Below are 20,375 nucleotides of genomic sequence, written 5' to 3' on the forward strand. Positions count from 1 at the left end.
GACTTTCTGGAAAATGAGGAGATGGTGCTTTACGCTTTGGCGATAGGGAAGTAGAGATCAACTCTCTACATTTTTGTTTTTTTGCATACGCAGGATAAGGTATCCTGTGGCAGCCGAAAGAAATGATCCAAGTAGAATGGCCAGCTTGTCGGCATAGTGATATATCTGTGTATCATCGTAGGCAAGGGAATCCACAAAGAGACTCATAGTAAATCCGATCCCTGTCAATACACTTACCCCGTAGAGCATCATCCAGCTGCTCTCCTTGGGCAAAGAGGCCATACCCATTTTGATGGCCAGCCATGAGAATCCGAATACCCCTGCCTGTTTACCGACAAAGAGCCCCAGCATGACCCCCAGAGGAACAGGACCGCTCATCGCTTCGAGAGAAATCCCTTTGAGATCTACGCCCGCATTGACAAAGGCAAACAGAGGAAGGATCAGGAAGGCAACCCAGTAATGCAGGTCGTGCTCCATCTCTTTTGCCATGGAAAAGCGATTCCCCTTTTTGTTTTTGGACTCCATAGGGATCATAAAAGCAAGTGCTACTCCCGCCAGGGTGGCATGTACACCGGATTTCAGTACCGAGACCCACAGTATGATGCCTATGACGATGTAAGCTGATTTGATCGCGACATCCATACGGTTCATGATGAAAAGTATGGCAAGGGAAATGGCTGCCACGGTAATGGAAAGCGTGGAAAGGTCAGTCGTATAAAAAAGGGCTATGATTACAATGGCACCCAGGTCATCGATGATGGACAGGGCCATTAAAAAGATTTTCAGCGAAAGTGGCACACGGGGCCCCAGCAGAGATAAGATTCCCAATGCAAAAGCAATATCGGTCGCTGTAGGAATGGCCCATCCGTTCATCGCAAATGATTCGCCTTTGTTGAAAAGAATGAAAATCAGTGCAGGTACGATCATTCCTCCGACTGCAGCGATACCGGGAAGCGTGATCTGTTTCAGGGAAGAGAGATGCCCCTCCATGACCTCCCTTTTTACCTCCAGCCCGATGAGGAAGAAAAAGATAGCCATCAGCCCATCGTTGACCCACAAAAGAAGCGGCTTGGCTATATGAAGTGCACCAAAACGTATCTCTACGGGCGTATGCAGAAAGCTGGTGTAGGCGGCACTGAGAAAACTGTTTTGCAGGATGAGTGCCAGAACAGTGACAATGATCAGCAGTATACCGGCAGAAGACTCTTTTTTTAGAAATGATGTAATAGTGTCCATAAAGCTCTCTTTACCCAACTATTTGACACGGAGGCACAACACGCTTTATTAAGAATACTGTTCCAGGATCGGGGTTTTATAAAATATTTCAAATATACTAACATGAATAGGCTAACAATGTTCAGCATACATGTTGTATCAAGGAACTTTCTGCCCTGTATCATATCCTGAATCTGTATCCCTGTTCCCCAAGCAGGGTGCGCAGAGGCTCCTGTACTTCTCCCTGGAATTCGAGCGTGTCGTTTCTGACTGTACCGCCTGTGCCCAGTTTGGACTTGAGTGTTTTAAGAAGCTTTTTGAGTGCATCTTCTTCCAGAAAGAAAGGCTTGACAATCGTTACGGTCTTTCCTCGCCGTTTTTCCCTGGCGAAATGCAAGCGGTGTTTATCGGGTGTTTTGATTTCGGTTTTCTCTTTGCTACTCTGTTTACTTTTGTTGTCTGACTGCCAGTCATCACCAAGATCGCTACCCATTTCAAACAGATTTTTCTTTGATTTTGCCATACTGTATTCCTAAACTCCCGGTGCTTTCCACATGGATGTTGTCAGCCCCCGGTCCACCAGGGCAAGCTGCGCTGCATAGACTTCCTGCCATTTTTCTGCTATTTCCCTATATCCCCTGTGGTGATCCATATTGGGATGATACGTCTTGTCCCAGGTCACCAGCTGCTGAGCCGCTTTGGGAATGCTCTCATAGATGCCTGTACCGACACCCGCAGCCATTGCTGCGCCCAGTGCGGTCGCTTCGGTCACAGTGGGAATCCTGATGCGGCACCCTGTGACATCTGAAAGTATCTGGCACCAGAGTTCCCCTTTGCTTGCTCCTCCGGCAAAGACGATCTCCTCAAAGTCCAGGCCGGTAAAGGCTTTGACCTTTTCCAGGTTGATCTCCGAGACGATACAGGCGTTCTCTTCGAGGCTTCTGAACATGGAGGCTTTATTGCATATTTCCGGATCGATGGAAAGGTTGATGAAGGAAGGGGCGGCATGGTACCATTTGCCATACTTCATACTGTCGGAAAAAATGGGTATGATCCCGTAGGATCCGACCGGTACGGCTTTGGCTTTTTCTTCGAGGATCGCATAGGCATCCCTGTCACTTTTCTCAGCTTCCCGTTTTTCCAGATCACAAAAAGCATCCCTGAACCAGCGCATGATCAGCCCGCTGAAAAAGGTGATCCCCTCAGCCTGCGAGAGTCCTTCGACTACGTGTGGATTGACACGGATACCCATATCTTCCGGCGGAGGGGTGTCACTTTTGATGTTGACCACCTGTTGCCAGAAAGAACCACCAAGGATGGCAACCTGCCCTTCTTTGACCACACCCAGTCCGGCAGAACCAAGCTGCACATCACCTCCACCCATCACTACTTTTGTAGCTGTGGAAAGTCCGGTTTCATCAGCGGCATCATCCGTGACGCTGCCGATGGCGGTACCGGGTTCGAGTACGGAAGGGAAGATATCGGCTTTCAGTCCAACCTTCTCTGCCATGGAGGGTACCCACGTGCGCTCTTTAAGAGAGAAGATACCGGTGGTCCCGCCGTTGCTGGGGTCTGTTGCAATGATGCCGGAGAGTTTTGCCAGTATCCAGTCCCCTATCATCGATACGGAAGCGACTTCCTCATAAAGTTTGGGCCGATTGTTCTTCAGCCATAGAATTCTGGGCAGTGCACCCAGTGCAAAAGTTTGTCCGGACAGGGCATAGAATGCTTCTTCAATGTCCGGGAACTGCTCTTTGAGATATCTTACTTCTTCGGCAGCTCTGGCATCGACATTGGCCACACCCCAGAGGGCTTCTCCGTTTTCATCATAGAGTACGATCCCCTCACGCATACTGGTCGCACTCACAGCGGCGATATCACTTCCCTGAAGCCGTGCCTGATCAAGCGCATCCCTGATGCAGGCAGTCACCAGTATCCAGTTGTGTTCCGTATCGAAGGTCATACTGTTCGGTACACCTTCCTCCTCTATGTGTGTCCACTCTTGCTGCGAAGCGGAGACCTGATTGCCTTTTGTATCGAAGATGACTACTCTGATACTTCCTGTTCCCGCATCGATCGCCATGAGGTATTGCATCAGTTTGTTTCCTTTACTGTTTAGGCCTTTCGGCTTGTATTTTGACCGTATGCCGATGTCCACTTTGGTGCGTGTTACGCACCCTACGCTTTAAGCTTTGCCTGTTCGAGTTCCCAGTATTCCATTTCGAAACTCTCTTTTTCACTGATGCTCCGGTACCCTCCGAGCTGGTCTGCTCTGAGTACAGCTTTCATTGTATGCGCCACAATATCCTTGAGAATGTCCGCTTCTTTCTCGTCCTTTCCAAAGAAGACCACGCCGTAATCCTTTACAACCGCATAGTTCGGCGCGGGGTTCAGCATGATCTCATTGGTTGCATGACGATTGAAATAAGCTATGTAGGCAGCGATATATTCGGTAATGGCTCCTGCAATGTCACGATCCTCGATGACCAGCGGTACTCTTTTGGTCCGGAGGATATGCTCCGGAGTCAAGACGCCTCTTGTGGCGAATGTTTTCAGCTTATGGTGTGATGCATAGGTCAGTGCCAAAGGGCTCTGATCTGTTTTTATGATGACCTCATGTCCCTTGGCTTTTTCTATCAATGCTTTGAGCTTGTCGGTGTCGAGGCTTGCTTTCGGTTCATAGTCATTGAACGTAAGTGTGGTTCTCTTGTTCAGGAAATCTTCGGCAACGGTGACCGCTTCTATCATTTTGTCATAGGAGTGTTTGGCCTCATCATCGAATGTGAAAATGCCGTGGTGATGCAGGATGATCCCTTTGCAGTTTTTCCAGTCAAAATCCTGTGTCATTTTGTATATAGTATGTGCAAGGATGAACCCGGGCATGACATAGGGGACGATGAGAAAACCGGGAAAGCACTCCTCTATGAGCGCCTTGCCCTTTTTGGAGTTCGAAATGGTCACTACTGCATCGGCATGGGTATGGTCCACAAATTTGAAGGGGATCAGCGCATGCAGTATTGCTTCCACCGAAGGATTGGGTGCCTTAGGGTCGGTCATGGCGGCTTTTTGTCCAGACACCATGTCAGTATCACTCAGAGATTCGAGCTTTGCCATTTCCAGCAAAGTTGCGAGCCTGACAGGGGCGAAGCCTTCCTCTTTGATAGATACAAGATCCCATCCGCTTCCTTTTACATAGAGAATATCCTCTCCGTTCTCTCTGATCTTGACGGAGGTGTTGCCTCCACCATGCAGTACAAGCTCATCACTCTGCCCAAGCAGGTTGGAAGTATAGACCCGAAGTTTCAGGTCATCCTTGCATGCAGCTGCTTTTGTATCGTCCCATAGATTCTTCAAAGCTTATCCCAACACGATGAGTTCATCGGTATATTTCTTTTCGCAGTAGGGTTCGTAGCTTGACTTGTAGACAGCGTAGTGCGCGGAAGCTTTGTGTCCGTCGAGCGCCGCTTCGTCCCTCCAGGTCTCGACCGCCATGAACTTGCGGGGCTTGTTCTCATACTGGAAGATCTCGTAGAAGATGCATCCCTCTTCGGCTTTGCTGGGCGCCACCATGGCAGAAAGCAGCTCCTTCATCTTCTCTTCGCTTCCCTCTTTGGCAATGAATGTCACACGTTTGGTAATGGTCATGGTTTCTCCTGTAAAATAAGTGATTAGAGCATAACAAAATCTTGTTTAGGTTCTGTTTTACCCATAGTTTGTATCAAAAAGCATGCCGAGAATGACACCAAGAAAAAGCAGGATGACCATGGTCCAGTAGAGTGTCTCTTCGCTTGGTAGTTTCATATTTATGCTTCTATGCTATAGATGATTTCAGTTTTGTTCTTTTTGGTCTGTATCTCCTGTATGGCAAGTCCCTGAATAGGCAGCTTCATGAAATCGTCAATACTTTCAACTCCCCTTTTGGCGATCTCTTTCAGTACGATACCCCGGTAAGCCTTCGCCCAGTGGCTGACCACTTTGCCCTCCTTGATGAATTTGAGAGTAGTGTAGGGTTTGGCGGGTTTGTAGAACTTGTCGTAGAAGCCGGCACGCAGGTCGAGGATCTCCTCATTCGAAAGGTATTTTTCCATTTCTGCTGCACCATGCTCATGATAGAACTTCTCCACCCTGATCTCCCCGACAGGCTCTCCTTGTTTGAGACGGTACTCCGGGATGAGGTCGTCGGCCCGGAGATATCCGAAGAGGTTGGAGTTGAGGATGACATGCTCATCTATGTATTTCTGTGCCTTTGTATCCAGCGCGGTGTAGGAAAGATGGTCAAAGGCCACACCGGTGTAGCGTTCGATGGCTTTCATGGCCGGCTCATGAACGATGTCTCTGATATGTGAACGGATATCCGCCTCTTTTTTCAGGCCGAACATTTTAGAAAGTACCTGCATATCGCCTTTTTGAAGAATATTGGTATAGCTGTGCAGCAGTTTGGTCCGGTAGGGCAAAAGTTCGGGGAAAAAAAGTGTATCAAGCCTGAAGGGTGCTTCTCCTCCGGATATCTTGGTTTCGCTGGGTGCCAGTAGTATCTTCATGGATATTTTCCTTCACTGTAATGATGTAGGTATTTTAGTTAAAAAGGATAAAAAAGAGAAATTTTTGTTTTTTTTACATAAATCCTTGACTTTTAAAACTTTTTTGTCTATAATTCCCGTCCATTTTAAGTGTAACAGCTTTCAATGCGATGGTGCTGGTGTAGCTCAGCTGGTAGAGCAGCTGATTTGTAATCAGCAGGTCGGGGGTTCGAGTCCCTTTACCAGCTCCATTTAAAACAATAATTATCAGTGTTTGTACCAGTAATATGACAAACGAATATATGTGGTGAGTTACTCAAGTGGCCAACGAGGGCAGACTGTAAATCTGCTGACTATGTCTTCGAAGGTTCGAATCCTTCACTCACCACCATTATGTTAAGTCACATAAAGACGCGGGAATAGCTCAGTTGGCTAGAGCGTCAGCCTTCCAAGCTGAGGGTCGCGAGTTCGAGTCTCGTTTCCCGCTCCATAAACTGGGAGCTGTGTGAATTATGTACTTCACATACTATTATTAACTTCAGCAGTCGGTTCTGGCAACATAGTTGTTAATCCTTATGCTACTAATAATCTCAGACAATTTGATTTAATATTTCCATTTTAACTATATTGGTAATTCTCTGTATATGAGAATCCGTATATAAAGATTTGCCCATATGGCTCAGGGGTAGAGCACTTCCTTGGTAAGGAAGAGGTCGTGAGTTCAAGTCTCACTATGGGCTCCACGTTCCAAAAATATGGACAAAAGTGTTACAGTCGTGTAATAGTTTTGTCCATATGGTATGGGGTCATTACTCTTGTCGGGAGTAATATAAGTAAATTTAGGTATAATACTGCCTTTAAAACATTTCACGCTAGGAGAAAAAGCATGGCTAAAGAAAAATTCGAACGAACAAAACCGCATATTAACATCGGTACTATTGGTCACGTTGACCACGGAAAAACTACACTGACAGCTGCTATTACAGCGGTACTTGCTGTTGCAGGTGATACTGAACTCATGGATTATGATGCAATCGATAATGCACCAGAAGAGAGAGAAAGAGGAATTACAATTGCTACTTCTCACGTAGAATACGAAACTGCAACCAGACACTACGCACACGTAGACTGTCCAGGTCACGCTGACTATGTTAAGAACATGATCACCGGTGCTGCTCAAATGGACGGTGCGATCCTTGTTATCGCTGCAACTGACGGACCAATGGCTCAGACTAGAGAGCACATCCTTCTTTCCAAGCAGGTAGGTGTACCATACATCGTTGTATTCCTGAACAAAGAAGATCAGCTTGATGATGAAGATAAAGAAGAGATGCTTGAGCTCGTAGAGATGGAAGTACGTGAACTTCTTTCTGAGTATGACTTCCCGGGTGATGATACGCCAATCGTAGCCGGTTCTGCATTTCAGGCACTTGAAGAAGCTAAAACTGGTACCCTTGGTGAGTGGTCAGCAAAAATCATGGAACTTATGGATGCAGTAGATGAGTACATTCCTGAGCCAAAAAGAGAAACTGACAAAGATTTCCTTATGGCAATCGAAGATATCTTTACTATCCAGGGCCGTGGTACGGTTGTAACCGGTAAAGTTGACAGAGGTCAGGTATGTGTTGGTGACGAAGTTGAGATCGTTGGTCTTAAAGATACTCAGAAAACAACTGTAACCGGTGTTGAAATGTTCCGTAAGGAAATGGACTGTGGTATCGCTGGTGACAACTGTGGTGTTCTTATCAGAGGTATCGATAAAGAAGCTGTACAAAGAGGTATGGTTCTCTGTAAGCCAGGTTCAATCACACCACATACTCAGTTCGAAGCTGAAGTATATGTACTTACTAAAGAGGAAGGTGGTAGACACACTCCATTCTTTGATAACTACAGACCACAGTTCTACGTACGTACAACAGACGTAACTGGTTCAGTGAAACTTCAAGAAGGTACTGAGATGGTTATGCCAGGTGACAACGTTAAGATCAATGTTGAGCTTATTGCTCCGATCGCGCTTGACGAAGGTACAAGATTCGCTATCCGTGAGGGTGGTAGAACTGTTGGTGCCGGTGTTGTTTCCAAGATCATCGCTTAAGTAAACACTTGCAGGAGGGATTTTCCTCTTGCAAACTTATCATAGGAGATAATAATGAGAGAAACAGTTCACCTTGGTTGTGAGAAGTGTACAAGACGTAACTATCACACAACAAAGAATAAAAAAACAACAACAGAAAAACTTGCACTGAAAAAGTATTGTAAATGGTGTAAAGAACATACTGTTCACAAAGAGATGAAGCTGTAAGCTGATTCTTTGAAATCCGTCATTTGAACTTTGGTTTGAATGACAACCTAAATAGTATTTAGGCCAATAGCTCAGTTGGTAGAGCACTGGTCTCCAAAACCAGGTGCCGGGGGTTCGAGTCCCTCTTGGCCTGCCATAACAAAGGTAACACAAATGGGAAAAATTTCAACATTTATTGCAAACGCGAAAGCGGAGTTACATAAAGTAATATTTCCAACAAAAGTACAAGTAAGACAAGCATTTTTGGCAGTCCTCCTCGTAGTGACTGTAATATCAATATTTTTAGCATTGGTTGACCTTTTGATGTCATCAATCATTTCATCAGTTTTATAAGGTAAAGAGAAGATGGCTTTTCAGTGGTATGCAATTCAAACATATTCAGGTAGTGAACTATCTGTCAAAAGAGCAATTGAACAACTTGTTGCCGATTACGGTATGGAAGATAAAGTTGAACGTATCGTCGTCCCTACAGAAGAGGTTATCGAAGTGAAGAACGGTGAGAAGAAGATCACTGAGAGAACACTTTATCCCGGGTATGCTTTCGCACATATAGACCTGGATACTGATCTTTGGCATAAGATACAGTCTCTGCCAAGAGTATCTAGATTTATCGGTGAACAAAAGACACCTACCGCTCTGACTGAAGCGGATATCAAAGTGATTTTGGACAAAATGGAGCAGAAAGCTGCACCAAGACCAAAAGTCGATTTCGAAACAGGTGAAATGGTACGTATCGTAGACGGACCGTTCGCAAACTTTACAGGAATGGTCGAAGAGTATGATCTCGACCATGGAAAGCTGAAGTTGAATGTTTCGATCTTTGGTAGAAACACACCGGTCGAGATCCTCTACACTCAGGTAGAAAAAATTATATAACCCTTTAGTGGTTAAATCAAACAAAGGAAGAACAGATGGCAAAAAAGATAGCTGAAAAGTTTAAAATGATGATCCCTGCCGGATCAGCTAACCCATCACCGCCGGTAGGTCCAGCACTTGGACAGCGTGGTGTAAATATTATGGAGTTTTGTAAAGCTTTTAACGAAAAGACAAAAGACAAAATGGGATTCAAGATTCCTGTTATCGTAACAGTATATGTAGACAAGAGTTTTACATTTGAAACGAAGCAGCCACCTGCAAGTGACCTTATCCTCAAGGCTGCCGGTATCAAAAAAGGTACAGACAACCCGATACTCAACAAAGTAGGGTCTATCACCAAAGCAAAACTCGATGAGGTCATCGATCAGAAGATCGCTGACCTTAATACGAATGACAGAGAAGCGGCTGCAAAGATCCTTGCGGGTACTTGTAGAAGTATGGGTATCGAGATCGTAGACTAATATCATTTGCGAGAACGGGCTGTTTGAAAGATAAAATCATTACCACATAGATTTAAAATATGTGGGAGCAAAAAAGCGGAGAAAAAAATGGCAAAAAAATTAAGTAAAAGAAGAGAGGCACTGCTGAAGAAAGTAGATGCAACTAAAGAATACAGCGTTGATGAAGCGATGGCTACACTCAAAGAGCTCAAATCTGCAAAATTTGATGAAACTGTTGAAGTGGCATTGAACCTTAACGTAGACCCGAGACATGCAGACCAGATGGTCAGAGGATCAGTTGTTCTTCCTCATGGAACAGGTAAAACGGTCAGAGTAGCAGTATTTGCAAAAGATGCAAAAGCAGACGAAGCCAAAGCAGCGGGTGCAGACCTTGTCGGTGCAGCAGATCTTATCGAAGATATCCAGGCAGGGAAAATCGATTTCGATATCGTTATTTCTACACCTGATATGATGGGTGTACTCGGTAAAGTGGCAAGAGTACTTGGACCAAAAGGCCTTATGCCAAACCCTAAGACAGGTACAGTAACGATGGATGTTGCCAAAGCAGTTGAAAATGCTAAAGGCGGTCAGGTGAACTTCAGAGTAGACAAAAAAGGGAATATCCATGCAGGTATCGGTAAGATCTCTTTCGATGCGGACAAGATCAAAGAGAATTTCGTGACACTGCTTGAAAAGATCAACAGAGCAAAACCTGCTTCTGCAAAAGGTAGATATATCACAAATGCGGCAGTATCATTGACAATGAGCCCGTCAATCACATTGGATACATCAGAAGTGATGGAAATCAAATAATTTTTTCTACGGCTCCGGCAACTGCCGGAGTGTTTATTTTCAAACAAGTTCTAAACTGTAGGACTTGTTTGAGAGTAACCGCCAGTAATATCTCAGGCAGTAACATCCCAGATAGGAAAGCGGTGATTTCTCATATCTTAGGTCAAAGACAACAGGGGCGAAAGCTTAATTAATATATCTGAAAAGGTATATGCGTGGTCATCCACACCCTTTTGTAGATCGGAAGGAGAAAAATATGACAAGAACCAGAAAAGAAGAATTGGTCGCAGAGATGACAGCAGAGTTTAAAGACGCTGGTGCCATTATCGTTTGTGATTACAAGGGTATGACGGTTGAAAATCTTGAAACTGTAAGAAATCTTGCGAAAGATGAAGATACAAAAGTCAAAGTCGTCAAGAACAGACTGGCAATGATCGCATTGCAGAATGCAGGTTGTGAAGCAGTTGATTTCAAAGACACTAACCTTGTAATTTGGGGTGATACACAAGTACTTCCTTGTAAGATCGCCGATAAAGCGGCAACACAGTTCAAAGATCACTTTACGATCAAAACTGGTCTCATCCAAGGTGAAGTCGCAAGTATGGAAACCATTAATGCAATGGCTAAACTTCCTACAAGAGACGAACTTATCGGTATGCTTCTTAATGTTTGGAATGCTCCGGTACAAAACTTTACAATTGGCTTGCAGGCACTTGCTGATAAAAAAGAATCAGAGGCATAATGTGTGGTGAGAGCTGCACGGCTCTTTGTTGAGAAGCAAATAGTTTCTCATTATTATTGGTAAAAAATATTTTTAAGGAAATAAAAATGGCAACAACTAAAGAAGATGTATTAGAGTTTATCTCAAACTTGTCTGTTCTTGAGCTTTCTGAGCTTGTAAAAGAATTTGAAGAAAAATTTGGCGTAACTGCACAGGCTACAGTCGTAGCTGCTGGTGGAGCTGCTGCCGGTGGTGAAGCTGCTGAAGAGCAAACAGAATTCAACGTAGTTCTTACAGATGCTGGTGCTAAGAAGATCAATGCGATCAAAGTAGTAAGAGCGATCACAGGTCTTGGACTTAAAGAAGCTAAAGCAGCTGTCGAAGAAACACCTACAGTACTTAAAGAAGGTGTTTCCAAAGAAGAAGCTGAAGAGTTTAAAAAGCAGATCGAAGAAGCCGGTGCTTCTTGTGAGCTTAAATAATCCTTCCGATTATTTGAAAATGTTCAGGCTCTGTGCCTGAGCATAGTTGTACAACCTACTTGGGTACAGCGATAAACTATTCGGAGACATTTTCATACCCTCCTCTAATAGTTTCTTTGTGTATCCAATACATTAACAAATACTATTAAACCTTATTGACAGAACTGAAATAACGATCCACCTGATGCGCATAGGTATTCGTGACTCCAAAGGCCAACTAAGATGCTCTTCAAGATATGCTCTTGGCATTTTAACTGGCTTTTGAAGATTTTAGATTCTGTTCTAAAAGCGTTCTTAACAATGAAACATAAGGATAACCATGTTAAATTCTTTACATTCTGGTAACAGACTCCGCGTTGACTTTTCCAAAACCCCAAGAGAGATTGAAATCCCCAACCTATTGCAGCTTCAGCAGAAAAGTTATGAAAACTTTTTGATGTTGGGTGAAAGAGACAGAAAACACTCTACACTCGAGCGTGTATTCAGGTCGGCCTTCCCTATCCACGATCAGCAGAACAGACTGACATTGACATACAAAAACTCAGAGATCATTAAACCGAAATATACCGTTAGAGAATGTATGGAGAGAGGGCTTACCTACTCTGTATCACTGAAGATGAACATCGCACTGACCATCTGGAACAGAGATGAGAAGACAGGTGAAAAGCTTGATCCCAAAGAGATCAAAGAGCAGGCGGTATTTGTTCGTGACATTCCTTTGATGACAGAGAGAACATCATTTGTCGTCAACGGTGTAGAAAGAGTCATTGTCAACCAGCTTCACAGATCGCCTGGTGTTATCTTCAAAGAGGAAGAGAGTACGACGGCAGGTCACAAGCTGCTCTACTCCGCACAGATCATTCCTGACAGAGGATCATGGTTGTATTTCGAGTATGATGCAAAAGACATCCTTTATGCACGTATCAACAAAAGAAGAAAAATCCCGGTAACGATCCTTTTCAGAGCGCTGGACTATACCAAAGAGGACATCGTCAAACTTTTCTACCCGACTAAAGAGATCAGTATCAAAGATAACAGATTCCTTGTGAAATTCGACCCGAGTGATTTCAGCGGAAGAGCGGAATACGATGTGAAAGATATGGATGGTAACGTCATTGTCAATGCCGGTAAGAGACTGACAAAGAAAAAAGCACAGCAGCTTATCGAGAATGGGCTCGAGTGGATCGAATATCCGCTTGAAATGCTGATGGAAAGACATTTGGCTACAGCTGTGATAGACCAGGAAAGCGGTGAAGTACTGTACGACGTGGTTGCCCCGCTGGACGAGACAAAACTCAAAAAGATGATCGAGCAGGGTATCGAGAGTATCGAGATCATCAACGACCTTGCGGAAGGTACTGACAAATCGATCATTAATGCCTTCATTGCAGATAACGAGAGCCTCAGACTGCTCAAGCAGACAGAGGAGATCGACGATGAGAACGTTCTTTCTGCGATCCGTATCTATAAGGTAATGAGACCCGGTGAGCCAGTGACTCCCGAAGCGGCGAAATCCTTCCTGAGACAGCTCTTCTTTGATCCGGAAAGATATGACCTTACAGAGGTCGGTCGTATGAAGATGAACCACAAGCTTGGTCTTGACATCCCTCAGTACGCTACTGTACTGACGGCAGAAGACTTGATCAACACGGTAAAATACCTGATCAAGGTTAAGAATGGCCACGGGCATATCGATGACAGGGACCACCTGGGTAACAGACGTATCAGAGCGATCGGTGAATTGCTTGGTAACGAGCTTCACAACGGTCTTGTCAAGATGCAAAAAGCGATCAAGGATAAGATGACTACGATCTCCGGTACACTCGATGAGTTGATGCCTCACGATCTTGTGAACTCCAAGATGATCACGAATACGATCCTTGAGTTCTTCTCAAGCGGGCAGTTGTCACAGTTTATGGACCAGACCAATCCACTCTCCGAAGTAACACACAAAAGACGTCTTTCCGCACTGGGTGAAGGCGGTCTTGTCAAAGAGAGAGCCGGATTTGAAGTCAGGGATGTGCACCCGACGCACTACGGACGTATCTGTCCGATCGAGACACCGGAAGGTCAGAACATTGGTCTGATCAACACATTGGCGACCTATTCGAAAGTAAACGAGCATGGGTTCATCGAAGCACCGTACAAAGTGGTGAAAGATGCGCAGGTGACCGATGAGATCGTTTACATCACGGCGACACAGGAAGAGGACAAGTGTATCGCACCTGCTTCTACCAAAGTAGATGAGAACGGGAAGATCGTTGAAGACCTTATCGAAACGAGACTGAACGGAAACATCGAGCTGAATGAGGCGAAAAGAGTAGACCTTATCGATATCTCTCCATTGATGATCTCCGGTTCGGCTGCGGCACTCATCCCGTTCCTTGAGCACGATGATGCGAACCGTGCACTGATGGGATCGAACATGCAGCGTCAGGCAGTACCTTTGCTCAAGACGGATGCGCCTGTGGTTGGTACCGGTATGGAAGCGATCGTTTCACGTGATGCATGGGAAGCGGTCAAAGCCAAAAGAGCGGGTAAAGTGGAAAAAGTGGATGCGAAGAACATTTACATCATGGGTGAAGATGAGACAGGCGTGTTCATCGACCATTATCCTCTTGAAAAGAATATGAGAACCAACCAGAACACGACATTTACACAGACACCGATCGTAAAACTTGGCGATGTAATAGAAGTCGGACAGGTGATCGCCGACGGTGCGAACATGGATCAGGGTGAACTTGCCATCGGTAAGAATATCATGGTTGCCTTCATGCCTTGGTATGGATACAACTACGAGGATGCGATCATCGTTTCTGAAAAGATCATTCGTGAAGATACATTCACTTCGGTCCACACCTACGAGAAAGAGGTGGAAGCAAGAGAGTTGAAGCATGGAACGGAAGAGATCACAAGGGATATCCCGAATATCCGTGAAGATGAACTGCTTCACCTCGATGAAAGCGGTATCGTTCAGCTTGGTACCTATGTAAAACCCGGAATGATCCTTGTCGGTAAAGTCTCTCCAAAAGGTGAGATCAAACCTACGCCTGAAGAGAGACTCCTCAGGGCGATCTTCGGCGAGAAAGCGGGCCATGTTGTGAACAAGTCACTCTACTGCCCGGCATCTATGGAAGGGGTTGTTGTTGATATCAAAGTATTCACCAAAAAAGGATACGAGAAAGATGCAAGAGCGATCCAGGCCTATGAAGAGGAAAAAGCGATCCTTGACTCTGATCACCATGATCAGTTATTGATGATCGACAGGGAAGAGATCCTGAGAATCGCACACTACCTTTCAGGGCAGGAGCTTGCAAAAGATGTCACGATCGGCGACAAAGAATACAAAGCAGGCAGCAAGATCGATGAAGAGACCATCAAAGGCGTGAACCGATTTGCGCTCAGAGGTGTGGTGCAGTCCTACTCCGACGATGTTCAGAATGAGTATGAAGCGTTGAAGAACTACTTCCTCAAGCAGAAGAAGAGACTCAAGAACGAGCATGAAGAAAAATTGAGCATTCTTGAAAAAGACGACATCCTTCCTTCGGGTGTGACGAAACTGGTCAAGATCTACATCGCGACAAAGAGAAAGCTCAAAGTCGGGGACAAGATGGCGGGACGTCACGGGAACAAGGGTATCGTTTCCAACATCGTTCCCGAGATCGATATGCCGTACATGGAAGACGGAAGACCAGTCGAGATCATTCTCAACCCGCTCGGGGTACCTTCGCGTATGAACATCGGACAGATCCTCGAGGTTCACCTCGGACTTGTCGGTATGAGACTGGGTGAGCAGATCCAGGAGATGTTCGACAATAAAACAGCGGATTTCATCAAAGAGCTCAGAGCCAAAATGATCGAGATCGCAGATGTTGCGAAGCTGATGAATGCGAAAGAGGTCCTTTCCCAAATGAGCGACGAAGAGCTTCTTGCCTACGGTAGAGACTGGAGCAGAGGTGTGAAATTCGCAGCACCTGTATTTGAAGGTACGAACCAGACCGAGTTTGACAAACTGTTTGAACTGGCGAAGATCGAGAGTGACGGTAAGATGACACTGTATGACGGGAAAACAGGTGAGAAGATGATTGAGCGTGTCAACGTGGGATACATGTATATGCTCAAACTGCACCACCTTGTCGATGAGAAAGTACACGCACGTTCAACCGGACCATACTCGCTTGTTACACAGCAGCCGGTCGGTGGTAAAGCACTGTTCGGTGGACAGAGATTCGGGGAGATGGAAGTCTGGGCGCTTGAAGCCTACGGTGCTTCCCATATCCTTAAGGAGATGCTGACGATCAAATCAGATGATGTTGAAGGTAGAGCCAGAGCTTACAGAGCGCTGACCAAAGGTGAATCCGTACCGGCTTCCGGTGTACCTGAGACGATGTTCGTATTGACCAAAGAGCTTCAGGCACTTGGACTTGACGCAGAGCTATATGAGAGTAAAAAAGAAGTGGAGAGTGAAGATGAGTAAGTTTTTAGAGAATTTAACACCAATTGATCTGAACAGTGATGACCGACCGAAGGATATTGCGGCCCTTCAATTGAAAGTGGCAAGTCCCGAAAAGGTACTTTCCTGGAGTTACGGTGAGGTCAAGAAGCCTGAAACCATCAACTACAGGACGCTCAAGCCGGAGCGTGACGGGCTCTTCTGTGCAAAGATCTTCGGACCGATCAGAGACTACGAGTGTCTGTGTGGTAAATACAAGAAGATGCGTTACAAAGGTGTGGTCTGTGAAAAATGTGGGGTTGAAGTTACCTCCTCAAAAGTAAGAAGGAACAGAATGGGTCATATTGACCTGATCGCACCTGTAGCACACATCTGGTATGTCTCTTCTCTCCCGTCAAGAATCGGTACACTTTTGGGTGTCAAGATGAAAGACCTCGAGCGTGTACTTTACTATGAAGCGTATATCGTCAAAACACCGGGTGAGGCAAGTTATGATAACGAAGGGCTCAACCCTGTACAGAAGTATGATGTGCTCAATGAAGAGCAGTATCAGCAGATCTCTTCACGTTTCGGTGACACGGGTCTTGATGCCAGAATGGGTGGGGAGATCGTGCAGGAACTCCTTGCAGACCTTGACCTTGTCGATATGTTCGCACAGCTCAAAGAAGATATCCAGGCAACAAAGTCTGAAGCGAAGAGAAAAACGATCGTTAAAAGACTCAAGGTCATAGAAGCCTTCCTTCACTCAGGGAACAGACCTGAATGGATGATGCTGACACAGCTTCCGGTTCTCCCCCCGGATCTTAGACCATTGGTCAGCCTTGATGGTGGAAAATTTGCCGTATCAGACGTAAACGACCTATACAGAAGAGTGATCAACAGAAACCAGCGTTTGAAAAGGCTGGTGGAACTCGATGCACCTGAGATTATTGTCAGAAACGAAAAAAGAATGCTGCAGGAAGCAGTAGATGCACTTTTCGATAACGGTAGACGCGGAAATGCAGTAAAAGGTGCCAACAAAAGACCACTGAAATCACTTTCAGAAGTGATCAAAGGTAAGCAGGGACGTTTCAGACAGAACCTTCTCGGTAAGCGTGTTGACTTCTCCGGGCGTTCTGTTATTGTTGTCGGTCCCGACTTGAGAATGGACCAGTGTGGTCTTCCCAAGAAGATGGCGATCGAGCTTTTCAAGCCTCACCTGATGGCAAAACTTGAAGAGAAAGGGTATGCAACTACACTCAAGCAGGCCAAAAAAATGATCGAACAGCAGGTCAATGAGGTATGGGAATGTCTTGAAGAAGTGGTTGAGAACTATCCGGTACTCCTTAACCGTGCACCGACACTTCACAAGCTTTCGATTCAGGCATTCCACCCAAGACTGATCGAAGGAAAAGCGATCCAGCTTCACCCGCTCGTATGTTCTGCGTTCAACGCCGACTTCGATGGTGACCAGATGGCGGTACACGTACCACTTTCAGATGAGGCGATCGCTGAAGCAAAAGTATTGATGCTCGCGTCCATGAACATCCTGCTTCCTGCATCAGGTAAAGCAATCGCGGTACCTTCCCAGGATATGATTTTGGGACTGTACTATCTGACACTGGAAAAGAATGATGTCAAAGGTCAGCACAAACTCTTCGCCAATGTGGAAGAGGTAGAGATTGCATTCGAACAGCAGGCGCTTGACCTTAATGCACGTATCAGAACGGTACTTGACGGGCGTATTGCCACATCAACGGCGGGAAGACTGATCCTCAAGTCGATCATCCCTGATTATGTACCGGAAAAATACTGGAACAAAGTACTGAAAAAGAAAGATATCGGTGCATTGGTGGATTATATCTACAAGATCGGCGGTGTTTCCGAAACAGCCGGTTTCCTTGACAATCTCAAGGATATGGGTTTCAAATATGCGACCAAGGTAGGTGTTTCCATTTCTGTGGACGATATCAAGATTCCTGAAATGAAAGAAGGGCGTGTACAAACAGCAAAAGAACAAGTGAAAGAGATCCAGAGACAATATGCTGCGGGTCTTTTGACGGACCAGGAAAGATATAACAAGATTATCGATATCTGGACAGATGCAAACAACTCCATTGCCGAAGCATTGATGGATCTGATCAGAAAAGACAAAGACGGGTTCAACTCCGTTCACATGATGGCTGACTCCGGGGCGAGAGGTTCTGCTGCACAGATCAGACAGCTCTCCGGTATGAGGGGTCTGATGGCAAAATCTGACGGATCGATCATTGAAACACCTATTACGTCCAACTTCCGTGAAGGTCTGAACGTACTTGAGTACTTTATTTCAACACACGGTGCGAGAAAAGGTCTCGCAGATACCGCACTTAAGACAGCGAACGCGGGTTACCTGACCAGAAAACTGATTGATGTTGCACAGAACGTGAAGGTCTCTATGACAGACTGCGGTACACACGAAGGTGTAGAAGTATCCGATATTGTTGTGGGTAACGAAATGATCGAGCCACTCGCAGACAGAATCTACGGAAGAGTATTGGCGGAAGATATCATCGACCCTATCACGTCTGAAGTATTGGTTTCCGAAGGTACAATGATCGATGAAGAGACAGCGACGAGAGTACAGGAAGCCGGTGTGAGATCCGTGGTCATGAGAGCACCTTCCAGCTGTAAGGCACCTAAAGGTATTTGTGCGAAATGTTACGGTTTGAACATGGCTGACAACAAAATGGTCAAGCGTGGTGAAGCGGTCGGTGTCATTGCGGCACAGTCGATCGGTGAGCCGGGTACACAGCTGACACTGAGAACCTTCCACACCGGTGGTACGGCAACAGCGGGTAAAGAAGAGCGTTCCGTAGTGGCGACAAAAGAAGGTTTCGTCAGATACTACAATCTTTCAGTCTATCGTAACACAGAGGGCAAGCTGATCGTTGCCAACAGAAGAAATGCCGGGGTACTTTTGGTCGAGCCAAAGATCAAAGCGGTAAACAAAGGGAAAGTCTCTATTGTCGTTACACACGATGAGATCGTGATCTCTGTAGAGAACAATGGGGATGACGAGGTTAGATACAACCTGAGAAAATCAGACGTTGCCAAGTCTAACGAACTTGCGGGTGTTGCCGGTAAAATCGAAGGAAAACTCTTCCTTCCGCTTAAAGACGGTGATATGGTAGAAGAGGGCGACTCCATTGTCGAAGTGATCAAAGAGGGTTGGAGTATTCCAAGCCGTATCCCGTTCGCATCTGAATTGAAAGTGGAAGACGGTGCCCCTGTGACACAGGAAGTACTTTCAGAAGCCAAGGGTACCGTGAAGTTCTTCCTGCTGAAGGGAGATTACCTCGAAGCGCACGATGGTGTAAAATCCGGAGACAAAGTGGAAGAGAAAGGTCTCTTTGCTGTGGTTGTCGATGACAATAACAGAGAGGCAGGAAGACACTACATCTCAAGAGGTTCCGTAGTCCATGTGGACAACAATGCAAAAGTGGAAAGAGGAGCGACCCTTTCTGCACCGGAAAAAACGACACAGGTCGTGATCGCTGAATGGGATCCGTATTCCGAACCGATCATTGCAGAGCAGAAGGGTACGTTGAAATTTGAAGATATCATTCCTGGTGTTACTGTTGTCGAACAGTTTGATGAAGTGACAGGAGATACCAGGCTTGAGTTGAACGAGTACATCCCGGCGGCGTATAAACCGGCGATCACACTTGCAACAGAATCCGGTGAATTGATCCGTTATCAGCTGGATCCTAAAACGATCCTTTTTGTCAAGGATGGGGAAGAAGTGAATATTGCCGATATTTTGGCGAAGACACCAAAAGCGGCGATCAAGTCAAAAGATATTACCGGGGGTCTTCCAAGGGTTTCAGAACTCTTCGAAGCAAGACGTCCGAAAGATATCGCACTTATTGCACAGATCGATGGTGTGGTCAGCTTCGGTAAACCGCTCAGAGGGAAAGAGAGACTTATCATCTCCGGTGACAATGGCCAGATAACTGAGCAGTTCATCGACAAGAACAAAGTAGCACTTGTGCATACAGGCGAATATGTCCATGCCGGTGAGAAATTGACCGACGGTATCGTCTCAAGCCACGATATCCTTGCGGCACTGGGTGAAAAAGCATTGTATGACTACATCGTTTCCGAAGTCCAGATGGTCTATCGTAGACAGGGGGTTAACATCTCTGACAAACACATCGAGATCGTAACATCTCAGATGATGAGACAGGTCAAAGTAGTCGAGAGCGGTGACTCCAACTTTATCGCGGGCGACATTATCTCCCGCCGTAAGTTCCAGGAAGAGAACCAGAGAGTGATCGCACTTGGAGGAGAGCCTGCGATTGCTGAACCGATGCTTGTGGGTATCACCCGTGCAGCGGTCGGTGCAGACTCTATCATCTCTGCGGCATCCTTCCAGGATACGACGAAAGTACTGACTTCAGCCTCTATCGCCGGTACGGTGGATATGCTCGAAGACCTTAAAGAGAACGTCGTCATCGGCCGTCTCATCCCTGTGGGTACAGGTATGATCGACTCTGACGAGATTAAATTCTCCGCTGCTGAGTAAGCAGCACCTTCTCCCATTCATGTCACCT

Annotated in this window: 16 protein-coding genes and 5 tRNA genes; 15 read left to right on the forward strand and 6 right to left on the reverse strand. The window is 45.8% G+C overall.

Annotated features, from left to right (window positions below; all coding sequences use genetic code 11):
* Positions 1–57 precede the first annotated feature (57 nt).
* The 6 genes from nhaA to SUN_RS00630 form a co-directional block, all read right to left on the reverse strand.
* On the reverse strand, positions 58–1,236 hold the full coding sequence (nhaA, locus tag SUN_RS00605) for a Na+/H+ antiporter NhaA (RefSeq protein WP_011979810.1): 1,179 nt from the start codon (positions 1,234–1,236) through the stop codon (positions 58–60).
* Between the two features lie 160 nt (positions 1,237–1,396).
* Positions 1,397–1,738 carry a translation initiation factor gene (locus SUN_RS00610; RefSeq protein WP_011979811.1) on the reverse strand — a complete coding sequence of 114 codons (342 nt, stop codon included), beginning with the start codon at positions 1,736–1,738 and terminating at the stop codon, positions 1,397–1,399.
* A 9-nt stretch (positions 1,739–1,747) separates the two neighbouring features.
* Positions 1,748–3,310, reverse strand: a complete 1,563-nt coding sequence (lsrK, locus tag SUN_RS00615; protein WP_011979812.1) for an autoinducer-2 kinase — start codon at positions 3,308–3,310, stop codon at positions 1,748–1,750.
* 83 nt (positions 3,311–3,393) lie between these two features.
* Positions 3,394–4,569, reverse strand: a complete 1,176-nt coding sequence (locus tag SUN_RS00620) for a class II aldolase/adducin family protein (RefSeq protein ID WP_011979813.1) — start codon at positions 4,567–4,569, stop codon at positions 3,394–3,396.
* 3 nt (positions 4,570–4,572) lie between these two features.
* Positions 4,573–4,860 carry a putative quinol monooxygenase gene (locus SUN_RS00625; RefSeq protein WP_011979814.1) on the reverse strand — a complete coding sequence of 96 codons (288 nt, stop codon included), beginning with the start codon at positions 4,858–4,860 and terminating at the stop codon, positions 4,573–4,575.
* A gap of 158 nt (positions 4,861–5,018) precedes the next feature.
* A complete protein-coding gene (locus tag SUN_RS00630) occupies positions 5,019–5,756 on the reverse strand; it encodes a YaaA family protein (RefSeq protein ID WP_011979815.1) in 738 nt (245 codons plus the stop codon).
* Positions 5,757–5,910: 154 nt separating this feature from the next.
* Between SUN_RS00630 and SUN_RS00635 the strand changes: the two genes are divergently transcribed.
* From SUN_RS00635 to rpoC, 15 genes are all read left to right on the forward strand, one after another.
* A tRNA-Thr gene (locus SUN_RS00635) sits at positions 5,911–5,986 on the forward strand.
* 55 nt (positions 5,987–6,041) lie between these two features.
* Positions 6,042–6,126 (forward strand) — tRNA-Tyr (locus tag SUN_RS00640).
* A 22-nt stretch (positions 6,127–6,148) separates the two neighbouring features.
* Positions 6,149–6,225: transfer RNA gene (locus SUN_RS00645), tRNA-Gly, on the forward strand.
* Positions 6,226–6,403: 178 nt separating this feature from the next.
* A tRNA-Thr gene (locus SUN_RS00650) sits at positions 6,404–6,478 on the forward strand.
* 143 nt (positions 6,479–6,621) lie between these two features.
* Positions 6,622–7,830, forward strand: coding sequence for an elongation factor Tu (tuf, locus tag SUN_RS00655; RefSeq protein WP_011979816.1), 1,209 nt, complete (start codon positions 6,622–6,624; stop codon positions 7,828–7,830).
* A 54-nt stretch (positions 7,831–7,884) separates the two neighbouring features.
* Positions 7,885–8,037, forward strand: a complete 153-nt coding sequence (gene rpmG, locus SUN_RS00660; RefSeq protein ID WP_011979817.1) for a 50S ribosomal protein L33 — start codon at positions 7,885–7,887, stop codon at positions 8,035–8,037.
* A gap of 60 nt (positions 8,038–8,097) precedes the next feature.
* Positions 8,098–8,173: transfer RNA gene (locus tag SUN_RS00665), tRNA-Trp, on the forward strand.
* Between the two features lie 17 nt (positions 8,174–8,190).
* Complete coding sequence (gene secE / locus SUN_RS00670; protein ID WP_011979818.1) at positions 8,191–8,370, forward strand: preprotein translocase subunit SecE; 180 nt, start codon at positions 8,191–8,193, stop codon at positions 8,368–8,370.
* Between the two features lie 12 nt (positions 8,371–8,382).
* Positions 8,383–8,913 (forward strand): transcription termination/antitermination protein NusG, encoded by a 531-nt coding sequence (nusG, locus tag SUN_RS00675; protein ID WP_011979819.1) that lies wholly within the window; start codon positions 8,383–8,385, stop codon positions 8,911–8,913.
* Positions 8,914–8,948: 35 nt separating this feature from the next.
* A complete protein-coding gene (rplK, locus tag SUN_RS00680) occupies positions 8,949–9,374 on the forward strand; it encodes a 50S ribosomal protein L11 (RefSeq protein WP_011979820.1) in 426 nt (141 codons plus the stop codon).
* Between the two features lie 87 nt (positions 9,375–9,461).
* Complete coding sequence (rplA, locus tag SUN_RS00685) at positions 9,462–10,166, forward strand: 50S ribosomal protein L1 (protein ID WP_011979821.1); 705 nt, start codon at positions 9,462–9,464, stop codon at positions 10,164–10,166.
* Positions 10,167–10,401: 235 nt separating this feature from the next.
* Positions 10,402–10,887, forward strand: coding sequence for a 50S ribosomal protein L10 (rplJ, locus tag SUN_RS00690; RefSeq protein WP_011979822.1), 486 nt, complete (start codon positions 10,402–10,404; stop codon positions 10,885–10,887).
* 86 nt (positions 10,888–10,973) lie between these two features.
* Complete coding sequence (rplL, locus tag SUN_RS00695) at positions 10,974–11,348, forward strand: 50S ribosomal protein L7/L12 (RefSeq protein WP_011979823.1); 375 nt, start codon at positions 10,974–10,976, stop codon at positions 11,346–11,348.
* A 319-nt stretch (positions 11,349–11,667) separates the two neighbouring features.
* The gene (gene rpoB / locus SUN_RS00700) at positions 11,668–15,825 is read left to right on the forward strand and encodes a DNA-directed RNA polymerase subunit beta (RefSeq protein WP_011979824.1); all 4,158 of its coding nucleotides are present in this window, start codon (positions 11,668–11,670) and stop codon (positions 15,823–15,825) included.
* Positions 15,818–20,347, forward strand: a complete 4,530-nt coding sequence (gene rpoC, locus SUN_RS00705) for a DNA-directed RNA polymerase subunit beta' (RefSeq protein ID WP_011979825.1) — start codon at positions 15,818–15,820, stop codon at positions 20,345–20,347. Before rpoB ends, rpoC begins: the two co-directional genes overlap by 8 nt.
* The last annotated feature ends 28 nt before the right edge of the window (positions 20,348–20,375 follow it).

This window comes from Sulfurovum sp. NBC37-1 (assembly GCF_000010345.1).
GTDB lineage: Bacteria > Campylobacterota > Campylobacteria > Campylobacterales > Sulfurovaceae > Sulfurovum.

Bases quoted from the DNA above. Each gene is read 5' to 3' on its own strand.
- nhaA (WP_011979810.1), bottom strand. From the start codon at position 1,236: ATGGACACTATTACATCATTTCTAAAAAAAGAGTCTTCTGCCGGTATA.
- SUN_RS00610 (WP_011979811.1), bottom strand. From the start codon at position 1,738: ATGGCAAAATCAAAGAAAAATCTGTTTGAAATGGGTAGCGATCTTGGT.
- lsrK (WP_011979812.1), bottom strand. From the start codon at position 3,310: ATGCAATACCTCATGGCGATCGATGCGGGAACAGGAAGTATCAGAGTA.
- SUN_RS00625 (WP_011979814.1), bottom strand. From the start codon at position 4,860: ATGACCATTACCAAACGTGTGACATTCATTGCCAAAGAGGGAAGCGAA.
- SUN_RS00630 (WP_011979815.1), bottom strand. From the start codon at position 5,756: ATGAAGATACTACTGGCACCCAGCGAAACCAAGATATCCGGAGGAGAA.
- tuf (WP_011979816.1), top strand. From the start codon at position 6,622: ATGGCTAAAGAAAAATTCGAACGAACAAAACCGCATATTAACATCGGT.
- rpmG (WP_011979817.1), top strand. From the start codon at position 7,885: ATGAGAGAAACAGTTCACCTTGGTTGTGAGAAGTGTACAAGACGTAAC.
- secE (WP_011979818.1), top strand. From the start codon at position 8,191: ATGGGAAAAATTTCAACATTTATTGCAAACGCGAAAGCGGAGTTACAT.
- nusG (WP_011979819.1), top strand. From the start codon at position 8,383: ATGGCTTTTCAGTGGTATGCAATTCAAACATATTCAGGTAGTGAACTA.
- rplK (WP_011979820.1), top strand. From the start codon at position 8,949: ATGGCAAAAAAGATAGCTGAAAAGTTTAAAATGATGATCCCTGCCGGA.
- rplA (WP_011979821.1), top strand. From the start codon at position 9,462: ATGGCAAAAAAATTAAGTAAAAGAAGAGAGGCACTGCTGAAGAAAGTA.
- rplJ (WP_011979822.1), top strand. From the start codon at position 10,402: ATGACAAGAACCAGAAAAGAAGAATTGGTCGCAGAGATGACAGCAGAG.
- rplL (WP_011979823.1), top strand. From the start codon at position 10,974: ATGGCAACAACTAAAGAAGATGTATTAGAGTTTATCTCAAACTTGTCT.
- rpoB (WP_011979824.1), top strand. From the start codon at position 11,668: ATGTTAAATTCTTTACATTCTGGTAACAGACTCCGCGTTGACTTTTCC.
- rpoC (WP_011979825.1), top strand. From the start codon at position 15,818: ATGAGTAAGTTTTTAGAGAATTTAACACCAATTGATCTGAACAGTGAT.